The sequence below is a fragment of the Micromonospora sp. IBHARD003 genome (assembly GCF_056106285.1).
In genome coordinates this window covers 542201-556959 of record NZ_JBWBBX010000001.1, presented here as the reverse complement: position 1 = coordinate 556959, position 14759 = coordinate 542201, and the positions used below count along the sequence as shown (strand labels likewise).

Annotated in this window: 11 protein-coding genes; 4 read left to right on the top strand and 7 right to left on the bottom strand. The window is 70.7% G+C overall.

Annotation, left to right across the window (positions count from 1 at the left end; translation table 11 throughout):
* Positions 1-22: 22 nt before the first annotated feature.
* The 5 genes from ACTWOL_RS02280 to ACTWOL_RS02260 all read right to left on the bottom strand — a co-directional run bounded on the left by ACTWOL_RS02280 (position 23) and on the right by ACTWOL_RS02260 (position 6898).
* On the bottom strand, positions 23-940 hold the full coding sequence (locus ACTWOL_RS02280) for a carbohydrate ABC transporter permease (protein ID WP_474293741.1): 918 nt from the start codon (positions 938-940) through the stop codon (positions 23-25).
* Positions 937-2325, bottom strand: a complete 1389-nt coding sequence (locus ACTWOL_RS02275) for an ABC transporter permease subunit (protein WP_474293740.1) — start codon at positions 2323-2325, stop codon at positions 937-939. Before ACTWOL_RS02275 ends, ACTWOL_RS02280 begins: the two co-directional genes overlap by 4 nt.
* A 4-nt stretch (positions 2326-2329) precedes the next feature.
* The gene (locus ACTWOL_RS02270; RefSeq protein ID WP_474293738.1) at positions 2330-3652 is read right to left on the bottom strand and encodes an ABC transporter substrate-binding protein; all 1323 of its coding nucleotides are present in this window, start codon (positions 3650-3652) and stop codon (positions 2330-2332) included.
* Positions 3653-3719: 67 nt separating this feature from the next.
* The gene (locus ACTWOL_RS02265) at positions 3720-5402 is read right to left on the bottom strand and encodes a glycoside hydrolase family 13 protein (protein WP_474293737.1); all 1683 of its coding nucleotides are present in this window, start codon (positions 5400-5402) and stop codon (positions 3720-3722) included.
* Between the two features lie 215 nt (positions 5403-5617).
* Positions 5618-6898, bottom strand: coding sequence for an ABC transporter substrate-binding protein (locus tag ACTWOL_RS02260; protein ID WP_474293735.1), 1281 nt, complete (start codon positions 6896-6898; stop codon positions 5618-5620).
* Positions 6899-7094: 196 nt separating this feature from the next.
* On the opposite strand from ACTWOL_RS02260, the gene ACTWOL_RS02255 reads away from it, so the two are divergent.
* Genes ACTWOL_RS02255 through ACTWOL_RS02245 form a run of 3 tightly spaced genes read left to right on the top strand, consistent with a single transcriptional unit; the run spans position 7095 to position 10677 of the window.
* Positions 7095-7610 carry a PadR family transcriptional regulator gene (locus ACTWOL_RS02255; protein WP_474293732.1) on the top strand — a complete coding sequence of 172 codons (516 nt, stop codon included), beginning with the start codon at positions 7095-7097 and terminating at the stop codon, positions 7608-7610.
* The gene (locus ACTWOL_RS02250; RefSeq protein ID WP_474293730.1) at positions 7607-8368 is read left to right on the top strand and encodes an ABC transporter ATP-binding protein; all 762 of its coding nucleotides are present in this window, start codon (positions 7607-7609) and stop codon (positions 8366-8368) included. The genes ACTWOL_RS02255 and ACTWOL_RS02250 overlap by 4 nt, the downstream gene beginning before the upstream one ends.
* Positions 8369-8379: 11 nt before the next feature.
* The gene (locus tag ACTWOL_RS02245) at positions 8380-10677 is read left to right on the top strand and encodes an FtsX-like permease family protein (RefSeq protein ID WP_474301076.1); all 2298 of its coding nucleotides are present in this window, start codon (positions 8380-8382) and stop codon (positions 10675-10677) included.
* A 66-nt stretch (positions 10678-10743) separates the two neighbouring features.
* Here the strand turns inward: ACTWOL_RS02245 and ACTWOL_RS02240 are convergent, their stop codons facing one another.
* Both ACTWOL_RS02240 and ACTWOL_RS02235 read right to left on the bottom strand, forming a co-directional pair.
* Positions 10744-11721 carry an alpha/beta hydrolase gene (locus ACTWOL_RS02240; protein WP_474293729.1) on the bottom strand — a complete coding sequence of 326 codons (978 nt, stop codon included), beginning with the start codon at positions 11719-11721 and terminating at the stop codon, positions 10744-10746.
* 319 nt (positions 11722-12040) lie between these two features.
* On the bottom strand, positions 12041-12820 hold the full coding sequence (locus ACTWOL_RS02235) for a class E sortase (RefSeq protein ID WP_474293727.1): 780 nt from the start codon (positions 12818-12820) through the stop codon (positions 12041-12043).
* A 211-nt stretch (positions 12821-13031) separates the two neighbouring features.
* On the opposite strand from ACTWOL_RS02235, the gene polX reads away from it, so the two are divergent.
* On the top strand, positions 13032-14753 hold the full coding sequence (gene polX, locus ACTWOL_RS02230; protein WP_474293725.1) for a DNA polymerase/3'-5' exonuclease PolX: 1722 nt from the start codon (positions 13032-13034) through the stop codon (positions 14751-14753).
* The last annotated feature ends 6 nt before the right edge of the window (positions 14754-14759 follow it).

Here is a 14759-nt window from a genome sequence, read left to right as displayed (position 1 = left end):
CCGGCGTGCCGCCGCGGCCCGCTCACTTGACCGAGCCCGCCATCACCCCCTGGACGAAGTGCCGCTGGAAGGCGAAGAAGACCACCACGGGCACGATCAGGGAGAGGAAGGCACCGGGCGCCAGCACATCGATGTTGCTGCCGAACTGGCGCACCTGGGACTGGAGCTCGACGGTGAGCGGCTGGGAGGAGCTGTCCGCGAAGAGCAGCGCCACCAGCATGTCGTTCCACACCCACAGGAACTGGAAGATCGCCAGACTCGCGATCGCCGGACGGCCCACCGGCAGTACCAGCCGGGTGAAGATCCGCCACTCGCTGCCGCCGTCCATCCGCGCCGCCTCCAACATCTCGCGCGGGATGTCGGCGAAGTAGTTGCGCAGCAGGAAGATGGCGAACGGCAGCCCGTAGGCGACGTGGAAGAGCACCACGCCCGGGATCGTGCCGAACAGACCCAACTGGCCGAACAGCTTCGCCACCGGCAGCAGTCCGACCTGCACCGGCACCACCAGCATCGCGACCACCAGCAGGAACAGCCAGTCCCGGCCAGGGAACTCCAGCCAGGCGAAGGCATAGCCGGCCAGCGCCGCGATCACGATGACCAGGACGGTCGCGGGCACCGAGATCATGACCGTGTTCCAGAACGCCTGGGTCATTCCCGCGTTGCCGAGCAGTGTGGAGTAGTTGTCGAACGACAGCTGCCCGGGTGCGGTGAGCGCCGCCCACCAGCCGCTGCCCGCGTTGTCCTGCGCCGAACGCAGCGAGGAGAGCAGCAGACCGGCAAGCGGCGTGATCCACACGAGCCCGACGAGGACCAGGAACGCCTGGACCACCCCGTTGCCGAGCCACTTCCCCAGCCGGCTCCCCGAGCGCCGGCGCCGGGCCGCACGAGGCCCGGGCGACGCGTGCTTCGCGACGGTCGGATCGGTGACGGTGGCGCTCATGACTGGCTCCTGCGGAAGCGGCGGACGTTGAAGACCATGGCCGGGATGACCAGCAACAGGAGCAGCACACCCAGCGCACTGCCGAGGCCCTGGTTGTTGCCGCCGCCGAAGGAGACCAGCCACATCTGGGTGGCCAGCACGGTGGCGTCCTCCTGCACCGGCCCGGGCGCGATGATGTAGACGAGGTCGAAGACCTTCATCACATTGATCACCAGGGTCACGAAGACCACGGTCAGGATGGGGGCGAGCAGGGGCACGGTGATCCTGCGGAACACCTGCCACTCGTTGGCGCCGTCCATCCGGGCGGCCTCGAGCGTGTCACGCGGCAGGGACGACAGGCCCGCGCCGATGAGCACCATCGCGAAGCCGGTCCAGATCCACAGATACGCGCCGATGATCGCCGGAGTGACCAGCGCCGGGCCGAGCCAGGACACGCCTTCGTAGGGCGGGGCGAAGTTCTGCGCGGGCAGCCGCATGGTATACGCACCGGCCTGAAGGTCCGGGAAGCGGAAGGAGCCGTCGGACGCGGTGGTGGCGGTGGCGACCGGGCGCCCGTCACGTACCGCCTCGACCGTCATCTTCGGCAGCCCGCTCTCGGTCTTGTCGACCGTGCCCTGCTTACCGCCTCCGCCGGGTGTGAAGTCCAGGTAGACGACACCGAGCAGTTCACCCTCCCCGGCTTGCCTGCCGGCCGCCGGGTACGCGGGCCCGGTGCCCGGGGGCAGTTCCTTGGGGGGTACGCCGACCAGCCCCAGGGAGACGCTCCGGTCGCCGGGTGACACCGTGTCCGACGTGGTGTACGAGCCGTCGGCGTCCTTCGTCAGCCCCTGTCCGTCACGGGCGCGGGCGCTCGGATAGGACGACGTGCCCTTGAAGGCGTCGTGTACCCCGACGACTGCGGCATTGAGGACACCCTTGTCGGGGTCCTCCTCGTAGGCGAGGCGGAAGATGATGCCGGCGGCCAGGAAGGACACCGCCATCGGCATGAACAGCAGCAGTTTGAACGCAGTGGCCCAGCGGACCTTCTCGACCAGTACCGCGAGGATCAGCCCCAGGCCGGTGAGCAGCGTCGGTGCGATGACCACCCAGATGGCGCTGTTCCGGATGGCCTTGAGGGTCGCCGGGTCGCGGAATATCTCGGCGTAGTTCTCACCGCCGACGAAGCGTGTGCCGCCCGCGTCGAAGAAGCTCCGGCCGACGGAGAACAGCACGGGGTAGACGACGAGCGCACCGAGCAGCAGGAGCGCGGGCAGGATGAAGGCCACGGCGACGATCCGCCTGCGCCGCTGGGCGCGGCGCCGTGGGCTGTGCCGGGGATCCGCGGCCCGGGCGGGCCCCGCTGGGGGGCCCGCCTTCTGTGATGTGGGGGAGGTGGCAGCGGTCATCACGTCAGCCCTTGTACGCCTTGGCCGCAGCGGCCTCGAGCTTGGCCGCGGTGCCCTTCGGGTCCGACGGGTCGCGCAGGAAGTCCTGGAGCAGCTTCCATTCGCCCGCGCCCTTCGTGCCGCCGAACGCCGCGGGCGCCTGGTCGGACATGTCGAAGCGGACGGAGTCCCCGGCGTCGATCAGCGACTTGGCCGTCTGCCGGGTCACGTCGTCGCCGTAGGAGGCGGGGTCCAGCTTCTTGTTCGGGGACAGGAATCCGCCGGCCTTGGCCCACACGGCCGCCGCCTCCGGCGTGGTGAGGTACTCCAGGAAGGCCATGGCGGCCTTCTTGTTCTTGCCGTCCTCCAGGGCGACGGCCGCGTCACCGCCGCTGACGACGGGCGCCTTGCCCGCGTCGACCGCGGGGAAGGGGAAGAAGGCGGCGTCCTCGCCGATCTTCTTGCCGAACTGGTCCTTGGCGACACCGGCGACGAAGTCGCCCTCGTAGACCATGCCGGCCTCCGGCTTCGGTCCGAAGACCTTCTCCACCGAGCCGGGGAAGTCCGTGCTCAGCGCGCCCTTCTGACCGCCGGCGATCAGCTGCTTGTCGGCGAACAGCTGGCCGAGGGTGGTGAGCGCCTTGACGACGGTCGCGTCGGTCCACGGGATGCCGTGTGCGGCGAGCTGGTCGTACATCTCGGGACCGGCCTGGGACAGATAGATGTTCTCGAACCAGTCGGTAAGGGTCCAGCCGTCCTCGCCGGCGACCGCGAAGGCGGGCACTCCCGAGTCGGACACGGCCCGGCCGGCCTTGAGAAGCTCGGCGTACGTCTTCGGCGCCTTCACACCCGCCTGGTCCAGTGCGTCAGGGCTGTACCAGACCGTCGACTTGTGCGCGGCCTTGAAGTACACGCCGTACGCCGTGCTCTCGAAGCTGCCGTAGTGCTTCCACACACTGGCGAAGTTGGTCTCGACGGCCTTCTCGGCGGTCTTGGAGAGCGGGGTCAGCCAGCCGTTCTTCGCGAACTGCTGGAGCACACCGACCTGGGGCACCATCACCACATCGGGTGCGTTGCCGCCTTCTATCTTGCTGCCGACGACGGTGGAGACGTTGTCGCCGGTCGAGACGAACTGGGCCTTGGCACCGGTCTTGGCGGTGAAGGCGTCGAGCACCTTCTGGAAGTTCTTCTGCTCGGCGCCGGACCAGACGCCCGCGACGGTGATCGTCTGGCCGTTCAGTGACTTGTCACCGCCGTTCGCGGTGGTGACGGGGCTGCCGCCGCAGGCGGTGGCCCCGAGGGCCAGGGTCAGGGCGGTGCAGCCCGTAAGCATGAGACGTCGCGTCATGACAGGGATCTCCTTGGTGGGCAGGGGACGGAGGGGAGCGGGAGGGACGGGCGGGGACGGGGGCGGATCAGGGTGCCGTGTCGTCACCGATCCACCAGGCGGCGGTGGATCCGGGCAGTACGCCGTGCGGGCAGGGCCCGCTGGAGAGCAGCGGCGCTCCGGTGACGGGTGGGGCCACGGCTTCGGTGGTGAAGTTGACGGCGCAGACGAATCCGTCGCCCCGGGTGAAGGCGAGCACCCCCGGCGCCGACTCCAGCCAGCGCAGGGACCCCTCGCCGAGCTGCGGCAGGCTGCGGCGCAGCTGCAGCCCGTCGCGGTAGAGGTGCCAGAACGAGCGGGTGTCGGCGAGTGCGCGGTCGGTGGCGTGCTCGGCGAACCAGCCGGGCTGCGGCAGCCAGGGCTTGGCCCCCTCGGCACCCGAGGTGAAGCCGAACGGGGAGGCGTGGCCCGACCACGGCAGAGGCACCCGGCAGCCGTCCCGGATCCGCGCCCGGCTGCCCGTGCGCCGGAAGATCGGGTCGGTGAGCACCTCGTCCGGCAGATCGACGACCTCGGGCAGGCCCAGCTCCTCGCCCTGGTAGATGTACGCGGCTCCGGGCAGCGCCAGCATCAGCAGCGCGGCGGCCCGGGCCCGGGCGGCGCCGAGACCGCTGCCCTCGGTGCCGGACTCCCCGTAACGGGTCACGGTGCGGACCTGGTCGTGGTTGTTGAGCACCCAGGTGACCGTGGAGCCGGTCCCCGCGATGTCCTGCATCGCCTCGGTGATCACCTTGCGGAACGTGCCGGCGTCCCACGGCGCCGAGAGCAGGTCGAAGAAGAAGGCCTGGTGCAGTTCGTCCGGGCGGACGTACTGGGCGTGTTCACGAGCCGTCGGCACGGAGACCTCGCCGACCAGCAGCCGCTCGCGCCCGTCCGCTGCCGTGTACTCCTCGCACACCGCCCGCCACTGACGCCACACCTCGTGGACCTCGGGCTGGTTCCAGGCGAGCGGATTGACCGAGTCGCGGGTACGGGCGTCGGCTTCGGGGTCGGCCGAGTCGGGCAGTTCGGGGTGCTTGTAGAGCCCGGCGGCCACGTCGATACGGAAGCCGTCGACGCCGCGCTCCAGCCAGAAGCGCAGGACGTGCTCGAAGTACGCGGCCGTCTCCGGGTTGCGCCAGTTCAGGTCGGGCTGCTCGGGCGTGAACATGTGCAGGTACCACTGGCCGGGGCTGCCGTCCGCTTCGACGACCCGGCTCCAGGCGGGCCCGCCGAACATCGCGTGCCAGTTGTTGGGCGGCACGTCGCCGCCGGGGCCGCGGCCCTCGGCGAAGTGGAAGCGGGCGCGTGCCTCGCTGCCCGGTCCCGATGTCACGGCCGCGCGGAACCACTCGTGCTCGCTCGAGCAGTGGTTGGGCACGATGTCGAGCAGCACCTTCATGCCCAGCCGGTGGGCGTCCGCGATCAGCAGGCCGAACTCGGTGAGGTCCCCGAACACCGGGTCGACATCGCAGTAGTCGGCGACGTCGTAGCCGTGGTCGTGCTGCGGCGAGGGGTAGAAGGGGCTCAGCCAGATTCCGTCCACGCCGAGCTTCTTGAGATACGGGAGTCCGGAGCGGACTCCGGCCAGATCGCCGATTCCGTCACCGGTGCTGTCGAGGAAGCTGCGGACGTAGACCTGGTAGATCACCGCGTCACGCCACCAGTGGTGCTGCGTGAGGCGGTCCGCGCCGCGGTGCGTGAGGCCGTCGCCGGCCGGAGCTGTGAGCATCACCCGTTGACCCGTTTCTGCACGAAGGGTGTCCGCGGCCCGGAGTGCGGCCAGCGGTTATGCATGCATGTTAAGTAGGGGTGTCGAGAAGGTGTCAACGGTTGTGCGGAGGCGTACCGGAGAGTTGGGTGATATGCCCGCTTTTGCCCACCCGGGAAAAAGGCATGGTGCACCCGCTGGATGCCTAACGGTTAACTAAACGAGATGGAGGGGACTCAGCCGCGGCGGGCTATGGCGGCCAGCTCGTCGCTCAGCCGGCGCACGGCGGCGTCCGGCCCCTGGTGCTGGGCCATGGCGTCATGGACGACCGCCTGTACGGCCAGGCTCACCTGCTCGTACCGCGGGCTCTTGGGCCGGGGAGCGGCCGCCAGCACGCTCTTGCGCAGTGCGGGCAGATACGGGAACTCCCGTATGAGCGCCGGATCCTGGTACACCGCCGCCCGTACGGGCGGAAGCGCGCCCTCGGTGAGCACCTTCCGCTGCACCGGGGCGCTGGTGAGATAGGCGATGAGGTCGCCCGCGGTCTCCGGATGCCGGGCTCCGGTACTGACCGCGAGATTGGAGCCGCCGAGCACGCTCGTGCCGGGCCCGTGGGGGCCGGGGAGCGGCACGGCACCGAACTTCCCCGCGATCCGCGACCCGGCGCCGGAGGCCCCGGCGTAGGCGTAGGGCCAGTTGCGCAGGAAGAGCAGCCGGCCGTCCTGGAAGGCCTGCCGGGACTCCTCCTCCTTGTATGTCAGCGCCTCCGCGGGGATCCAGCCGTCACGCACCCCGCGGGCGAGGAAGCCGATACCGGTACGGGCCGCGGGGGAGTCCAGCGTCACCCGGCCGTCACCGCCGAGGACCGTGCCGCCCGCCGAGTAGACCGCCTCGGTGGCGTTGACGGTGAGCCCTTCGTACGGGAGGAACTGGCCTGCGTAGCCGCCGATGCCGTACCGCGGGGCGATCGTCCTGGCCTGGCGCTCCAGCTCCGCCCAGTTGTCCGGCGGCTGTTCGCCCTCGCGGTCGAGGATGTCCTTGCGGTAGTAGAGCATTCCGGCATTGGTCACATAAGGGACCGCGTACAGCCTGCCGTCAAAGGTTGCCGTGTCCACGACCGGCGGCAGGAAGCTGTCCAACGGGAAGCGTCCGCGCTCGAGCGGGGCTATCCAGCCCGCGGCGGCGAACTCCGAGGTCCAGGCCACATCGATGTTGAGGATGTCGAACCGGCCGGCACCCGAGCGCAGTTCGGTCGTCATCTGGGCGCGGGTCTCGTCGGCCGAGTCCGGCAGCTCCACGAGCGTGACCTTCTCGCCGGGGTGACCGCGGTTCCAGCCCTCCAGCAGAGGGCCGAGGTAACCGGTGAGATCGCCCGCCGTGGCAAGTGTCACAGGGCCGCGGCCATCGCCGTGAGGACCCCCCGGGGAGGAGCCGCCGCCGGCGCCGGACGACACATAGCCCGCCATCACGACCGCTGCGATCAGGAGACCCCTACCGGCGGCACGTATCCACCGCATAGGTTCCTCCCTGTACCTCGGCACCGGGCCTCGTCGTCCGGCTCAGGGGCATGTATACCCGTTAGGCATGGGCGATACTAGGGCCCATATCGGATGACGAGAGCGATCCGGGCCACATCACGGACCGTGCGGGCCCCGCTGCGGCCACGCACGGAACCGGCTCGGCAAGAGCGGGGAAAAAGGGAGGAGAGCACGAGTGCGCCTGCCCCTCCTGGCACTCCTCTCGCGGGGCCCGGCCCATGGCTACGAGCTCAAGCAGGACCTTGAGCAACTGCTGGGCTCCGCGTACCCTCAGCCGAACGTCGGCCAGATCTACGTCACGCTCGGCCGGCTGGAGAAGTCGGGACTGATCGAGGGCGAAGAGGTCGCCCAGTCGAGCAGGCCCAACAAGAAGATCTACCGCCTCACCGACGCCGGGACGGAGGCACTGCGCGCCTGGTTCGAGGAGACGGCCGACGAGCCGCGGGTACGGGACGACTTCTTCATGAAGCTCGCGCTCGCCCCCCGGACCGGACTCGCCGACCAGATCGCCCTCATCAACAAGCAGCGCCGCGAGTACCTCAACACCATGCGCAATCTGTCCAAGCTGTCCGCCACCGAGAACCGGGACAACCGCATAGCGCACCTGCTGATCGAAGGCGCCATGCTGCATCTGCAGGCCGACCTCGACTGGCTGGAGCGCTGCCAGGAGGAGCTGGAGGGGCTGGAATGAGCCGCACCGCCGATTCCGCCCAGGTCCCCCTGCTGCGGGCCGAGGGCCTCGTCAAGACCCACCACGGGGAAGGCGCTCCCGCCCATGCCGTGCGCGGAGTGGACCTCTCGGTACGTCACGGCGAGTTCGTGGCGGTCACCGGCCCGTCCGGCGCCGGCAAGTCGACACTGCTCCACCTCCTCGGCGGACTGCAGCGCCCCGACAGCGGCAGCATCTGGCTCGACGGCGAGTGCACCGACTCCTACGGCGAGGCCCGCTGGGCGATGGAGCGCCGGCGCCGCATCGGGATCGTCTTTCAGTTCTTCAACCTGGTGTCGAACCTCACCGTCGCCGACAACGTCGAGCTGCCCGCCCTGCTCGCCGGCACCGGCCCCAAGCAGGCTCGCGCCGAACGCGAGAAACTGCTCGCCGACCTGGGCCTGGAGGGCAAGGCACGCAGCATGCCCGGCGAGCTCTCCGGCGGTGAGCAGCAGCGGGTCGCCCTCGCCCGGGCACTGGTCAACCACCCGCGGCTGCTGCTCGCCGACGAGCCCGCCGGCAGCCTGGACAGCAAGGGCACCCGTGAGGTCATGCGGCTGCTCTCCCGCTTCCACCAGCAAGGCCAGACGATCCTGCTGGTCACCCATGACGCCCGGCTGGCCAGCGCCGCCGACCGGGTCATCAGCTTCTTCGACGGCCGGATCGCCGACGACGCCGAACTCGGCGGCACACCGGCGCGCGGCACGGGGCTGTCCGGCGTCCTCGAGCTGAAGGACTGACCGTGCGGGCCATGCTGCGCTGGGCGCACGCCGATCTGCGCACCCACCGGGGCGAGGCACTGTTCATCGTCTCGGCCACCGCCGGGATCGTCGCCGCACTGCTGCTGGCCGCCGCCCTCTTCGGCTACGCCACCAACCCCTGGCAGCGGGTGTTCGCCCAGTCCCACGGGGCGCACGTCTGGATCCACACCGGGCCCGACGCCGACGCGGCCGGTCTCGCCGAGCTCGACGGGGTCGACGCGGTCTCCGGCCCCTACCGCACCGCCCTCGCCGCGGTGGAGTCACGCGGCGCACGAGCGGCGGTCGAACTGCGCGGCGCGGGCGCGGAACCGCCCGCCACCGGCCGGCCGCTGCTCACCTCGGGCCGCTGGCTCGCCGCAGGCGACCCGGAAGGGGTCGTCCTGGAGAGCAGCCTGGCCCGCGCGCTGGTCGCGGGGCCCGGCGACGTCCTCACCGTGCCCGGAACGAGTCGCAACCTCACCGTCCTCGGCGTCGCGGACAGCGCCGAGACCCGCTACCGCCCAGGTGAGCGGGCCGGCACCGTCTGGGCGCACCCCACTGCCGTGCGTGAAGTGGCACGGGGCGCCGCGGACCGCTCCGGGCAGGTCGTCGGGCTGCTGCTCGACGACCCCGACGACACCGACTACGCCGTGCAGCGAGCCGTCACCCGGCTCGGCGCCGGAGCCGTCACCGATGTGTCGAGCTGGCAGCAGGCGCGTGCGGAGGCCCAGGGCGACACCCGGCTGCTCGGCCAGGTGCTCGGTCTCTTCGGGCTCGGCGCCCTGCTCGCCGCGGCCCTGGCCGTCTACGGGGCGATCAGCACCCGCGTCCGGGGCCATCTGCGGGACATCTCGGTCCTCAAGGCCATCGGCTTCACACCCGGCCAGGTGGTGCGCGTCTTCCTGGTCCAGCACCTGGCGTTCGCCGCGCTCGGCGCGCTCGCCGCCACCGTGCTCACCGGCACGCTCGGCAGCCGGATCCCCGGCAGACTCGGCGAGGCGGTCGGCGTGTGGCAGGGATTGCCCGACCACACCGCGGCGCTGCTCGCCGTGCCGGTCGCAGCCGTGCTGTTCATCGGCGTCACGACCTGCCTCGCCGCCTGGCGGGCGGGGCGTGTGCCTCCCGTGCCCGTGCTCCCGGCCGCGCCGGGCGCCCGGGGACGGCTGGCCGTTCCGGCCCGCCGCGCCCTGGCGATGAGAGTGCCCCCGGCCCTCGTGCTCGGCTTCCACCGGGCGTTCGGCCGGGGCCCCCAGGCCCCGGCCACCGTCGCCCGGCTTGCACTGCCCCTCCTGCTGATCACCGTGGCCCTGAGCGCCTGGACGTCCATCGCCCGCTTCGACAGCAGCCCGCAGGAGCTCGGACTCGCAGCGGCGCTCACGGCCCGCCCGGACAAGGGCATCGGCGACCGGGAGGCCGAGGACCTCCTCGAGCGCGACGGCCGGGTCGCCGCGGCCTATCCCGGGGTGGAGGTCGCGGCGCTCGTGCCCGGCCAGACCGGAACGATCGCCCTGCGCGGCCTCGGCACCCGGGAGCAGCCCTACCCCTACTCGGTCGCCGAGGGCCGAGCGGCCCACGGCCCCGACGAGGCGGTCGCCGGACAGGGACTGCTGGACCTGCTCGACGTACGCGTGGGCGACTGGGTGCGGATGACCGTCGGAGGTCATCCGCAGGTGCTGCACATCGTGGGCCGCAGCATCGAGCCGGAGAACGCCGGCCGTACCGTCTCCACCTCGCTCGACACCCTCCGCGAGAACGACCCCGCCCTGCGGGCCACGCTGTACCAGGTGCAGCTGCGCCCCGGCGCCGACCCCGCTCAGGTGCGCACGGCGCTCTCGCAGGCCTCACAGGGACGGCTCGACATCCACGAGGTGACCAGCCCCGCCGACCGGTTGTCGGCGATGCGCGGGGTGGTGGTGGGGCTGATCACCGTGCTGGCCCTCATCGGGCTCACCGAAGTGTCCACGGCGATCGGTGGCACCGTACGGGAAGGCGAACGCGATCTGCTCGCGCTCAAAGCCATCGGGCTGTCCCCACGGCAGATCACGGCGGTCACGGTGGTCGCCGTCGGCTTCACCGCGCTGGCCGCCGCGGTGGTCGGAGCGGCCCTGGGGGTGCCGCTCGCCCAGTGGCTGATCGACGCCGAGGGCCGCTCCAGCGGGATCGGTGCGGGGATCGCCCATGCGCCGTCGGTCACTTTGCTGGCGCTGCTGGCGGTCGCGGCCGTGCTGGGAGCCGTCGCCCTGTCGGTCCTGCCCGCGGCACGCGCGGCACGCCGCAGACTCGTGGACACCCTGGCCGCGGTCGCCTGACCTGCCGTGTGCCGCGCGGCCGCGGTCGCCGCCGGCCCGCCCTCGGGCCCTTCGGTAACTCCGCCCTCAGGCCCCCGGCCCGTGCAGGGCCTCCCTGAGCGTCGCCGTGGCCTGGGCGATCGCCGCCTGTGCGGCATGGGTGGACCGCAGGGCGTTCAGCATCACGAAGTCATGGATGATGCCCTGGTAGCGCGTGGCGGTCACGGGCACACCGGCCTGGCGGAGCTTGTTGGCGTACGCCTCGCCCTCGTCGCGCAGCACATCGGCCTCTCCCGTGATCACCAGGGCGGGGGGCAGACCCTTCAGCTGGTCCAGGGAGGCGCGCAGCGGTGACGCGGTGATCTGCGCCCGCTCGCGCTCGTCGGTCGTGTACTGGTCCCAGAACCACTGCATGCCGTCGCGGCGCAGGAAGTACCCCTCGGCGAACTGGTGGTACGAGGCCGTGTCGAAGTTCGCGTCGGTCACCGGGTAGAAGAGCACCTGCTGCACCAGGGACACATCGCCGCGCTCCTTCGCCATCAGCGTCAGGGCGATGGCCATGTTGCCGCCCACCGAATCTCCGGCCACGGCCATCCGGGAGGCGTCCAGGTCCTTGCCCGCGCCGTCGGAGACGACCCAGCGGGCGACCGCGTAGTTCTGCTCTATCGCGATCGGGTAGTGGGCCTCGGGCGAGCGCTCGTACTCGGGGAAGACGACGGCCGCGCCCACTCCGGTGGCGAGTTCGCGGACCAGCCGGTCATGGGTGTGTGCGTCGCCGAACACCCAGCCGGCGCCATGGATGTAGAGGATCACGGGGAGGGTCCCGGTGGCGCCCGCCGGCTTGACGATCCGGGCACGGAGAGAACCGGTCGGGCCGCTGTGCACCGTGATCCACTCGTCGTCGACCGCCGGCATGGTGATATCGCCGGACTGTACGTCGTCGACGGCCTTGCGGCCTTCGGCCGGAGGTATCTCGAACAGGAACGGGTGGTTGCCCGTGGCCGCGGCGAATTCCGAGGCCTCGGGCTCGAGTACGGGTGCATGGGGCAGATAGGCGGTTGACATCGGCTCTTCTCCCTCGATTCCCCCGAACGGACCACTCATTCGAGGCTAAGGGCTGTCCCGCAATTCCCGCCACGCGCGCAACGCCAGCTACGGCCCTCCCCCAGCTACCGCTGGGAGGTACCCCCACGCTGCGTTGTCGAATCATCCACATACGCCCAGTATGGGGATGCCTCTCCGCCTTGCGATGCACCGCATCTGACGCCGCGCGCTGGTCTGCCGGGTATTGCGGGACAGCCCTTAGGCCCCCTTAGGCCGGGCCATCCCGTAGCGCATCACGGCTCCCGCCCAGGTCCTGGCCGGGCGGACAGGACCTGGCCGCTCAGCGCTGCTGCGGCGCCCGGGTCACCGACGTCAGCACACCGACCCGGTCGATACGGTGCTCCGGATTGCCCCTGTCGTCACGCCAGAAGTTCCCCGCCGCATGGTCCTCGGGCGTGGCACAGGTGGACAGGGTGATCATCGCCTTGGTGGCCTCCCTGCCGGGGAAGCCCGGCACCGCCGCCCGCTGCTCGGCGAGTGAACTCTCGGAACGGAACGACGTCTTCCTGAGCTCGGTGATCCGGTACTCGTAGACCGTCCCGCCCCAGGTCACCAGGACCTTGTCGCCCACCCCGAGGTCCGGCAGCATCCGCAGAGGTCCGCCGGCGGAGAGCCGGTGCGCCGTGACGAGGTAATTGCCCAGCTGACCCGGGCCGGTGCCGCCTCGGTGCCCGTAGGGACTGGCGGCGATGCCGCGGTCCTGGATCCGCGTGCCGGGGCGGTCGTCGGTCGTCCCCTCATAGGGAACGACCGTCAGACCGCCGACGCCTATCGCCGGTATGGACAGCGAGGCCGGCTCCGTCCGCAGCCGGGCGAGCGAGGCCGCCGGCGCCTGTGCCGCCGCGGACCGCGGTGCCGCTGCCGAACGATCCGCCACCGGGCGTTCCGAGGGGGTGCTCGCAGCAGGTGCCGGGGCCGCCGCACCTCCGCCCGCCGCGCCGACCGCTGCCGTACCGGGCGCGGAGGCTGCCCCGGGGCCGCCACCGGGAGCGCAGCCGGCGGCCAGGACGACGACGGCGGCGCCGCAGACCACGGTGACGAGCGTTCGGGAAGGGGACATGGCTCTCCGGGACGGATGCCGGGATGTACCGAGGAGGGTGCACCACGGCACAGCGCAGCGACAGGGGCAGGCTTGCAGCGCACAACGTGGCGGGTCGCTCGAATGTTCCCAGCCGCCTGTTCCCAGCCACCCGGACAGACCCGCTCGACCTCCGCAGCGCCGCTGTCCCGGCCGCAGGGCACGGTGCGGGGCCGCGTGTGAGGCTGGAATCATGCCCAGGGCCAACGAGGAGATCGAAGCGCTGCTCCAGGAGTACGCCGACCTCATCGCGATCACCGGCGGTGACGCCTTCCGGGCGCGTTCCTACGAGAAGGCCGCCCGCGCCATCGGCGGCTACCACGCCGACGTCGCGAAACTCGGTGCCGAGGGCCTGCGGGAGATCCCCAATGTCGGCAAGTCCATCGCCGACAAGGTCACCGAGTATCTGACGACCGGGCAGATCTCCGCGGTCGAGGAGCGCAGACGGTCCATCCCGTCCGGCGTCCGTGAGCTGATGACGATCCCCATGCTCGGGCCGAAAAAGGCCATGCTGCTCTACCAGGAGCTGGAGGTCTCCTCCGTGGACCAGCTCCTCGACGCCATCCACGAGGAGCGGCTACGTGATCTGAAGGGCTTCGGGGAGAAGACCGAGCAGAACCTCCTCCATGGCATCGCCCTGATGCAGAAGGCCGGAAGCCGGATCCTCCTCAACGCCGCGATGGACTCCGCCGAGCAGATCGTCGCCGAGCTGTCGGGCATCAAGGGCTGTGAGGGCTGTACCTACGCCGGTTCGCTGCGCCGGATGCGCGAGACCATTGGGGACGTCGACATCCTCGTCGCCGCGAAGGGGTCGGCGCCCTTCATGGAGGCTCTCAGCCGCCTGCCCTACACCGCCGAGGTCATCGCACACGGCGAGAAGAAGACCTCCATCCGCAACACCAAGGGCCTCCAGGTCGATCTGCGGGTCCTTCCTCCCGACTCCTGGGGCGGGGGACTGCAGTACTTCACCGGCTCCAAGGCGCACAACATCCGCACCCGTGAGATCGCCGTACGCATGGGGCTCAAACTGTCCGAGTACGGACTCTTCGACGCCGAGAGCGGCGAGAAGATCACGTCCAGGACCGAGGAGGAGATCTACGAGCGTCTCGGTCTGCCCTGGATCCCGCCCACCCTGCGTGAGGACCGCGGCGAGATCGCCGCCGGACTGCGCGGCGAGCTCCCGGACCTGGTCACCGACAAAGACATCCGGGGTGATCTGCACACCCACACCGACCTCACGGACGGACTCGCGCCGCTGGAGGAGATGATCGCCGAGGCCGCCGCGCGCGGCTACTCCTACTACGCGGTGACCGACCACGCCCCGGACCTCGCCATGCAGCGTATGACCAAGGAGAAGGCGCTCGCCCAGCGCGAGCAGGTCCGCGCCCTCGACCGCAAGCACCGGGGGATGCGGCTGCTGCACGGCACCGAGCTCAACATCGGCCCGGACGGTGACGTCGACTGGCCCGGCGACTTCCTCGCGGGCTTCGACATCTGCGTCGCCTCGATCCACTCGCACTTCAACCAGAGCAGACAGGCACTCACCCGCCGGCTCATCCGCGCCTGCGAGAACCCGTACGTCGCGATCATCGGACACCCCACCACCCGCCGCATCGGCAAACGCCCCGGCATCGACGCCGACTTCGACTCCGTGTTCGAGGCATGTGCCAGAACCGGCACCGCCCTGGAGATCAACGCGCACCCCGAGCGTCTCGACCTGTGCGACGAGGACATCCTGCGTGCCAAGCGGTACGGGGTGAAGTTCGCGGTGAACTCGGACTCCCACTCCACCACCCATCTGGCGTACATGCGGTACGGAGTGGCCACGGCGCAGCGGGGCTGGCTGACGAAGGACGACATCGTCAACACCTGGACGCTCACCAAACTCCGGCGCTTTCTGCGCCCCGGCTCCTGACCGCGG

Coding starts and splice junctions, on each gene's coding strand:
- ACTWOL_RS02265 (WP_474293737.1), bottom strand. CDS start 5,402: ATGCTCACAGCTCCGGCCGGCGACGGCCTCACGCACCGCGGCGCGGAC.
- ACTWOL_RS02245 (WP_474301076.1), top strand. CDS start 8,380: ATGCTGCGCTGGGCGCACGCCGATCTGCGCACCCACCGGGGCGAGGCA.
- ACTWOL_RS02270 (WP_474293738.1), bottom strand. CDS start 3,652: ATGACGCGACGTCTCATGCTTACGGGCTGCACCGCCCTGACCCTGGCC.
- polX (WP_474293725.1), top strand. CDS start 13,032: ATGCCCAGGGCCAACGAGGAGATCGAAGCGCTGCTCCAGGAGTACGCC.
- ACTWOL_RS02235 (WP_474293727.1), bottom strand. CDS start 12,820: ATGTCCCCTTCCCGAACGCTCGTCACCGTGGTCTGCGGCGCCGCCGTC.
- ACTWOL_RS02280 (WP_474293741.1), bottom strand. CDS start 940: ATGAGCGCCACCGTCACCGATCCGACCGTCGCGAAGCACGCGTCGCCC.
- ACTWOL_RS02250 (WP_474293730.1), top strand. CDS start 7,607: ATGAGCCGCACCGCCGATTCCGCCCAGGTCCCCCTGCTGCGGGCCGAG.
- ACTWOL_RS02260 (WP_474293735.1), bottom strand. CDS start 6,898: ATGCGGTGGATACGTGCCGCCGGTAGGGGTCTCCTGATCGCAGCGGTC.
- ACTWOL_RS02275 (WP_474293740.1), bottom strand. CDS start 2,325: ATGACCGCTGCCACCTCCCCCACATCACAGAAGGCGGGCCCCCCAGCG.
- ACTWOL_RS02240 (WP_474293729.1), bottom strand. CDS start 11,721: ATGTCAACCGCCTATCTGCCCCATGCACCCGTACTCGAGCCCGAGGCC.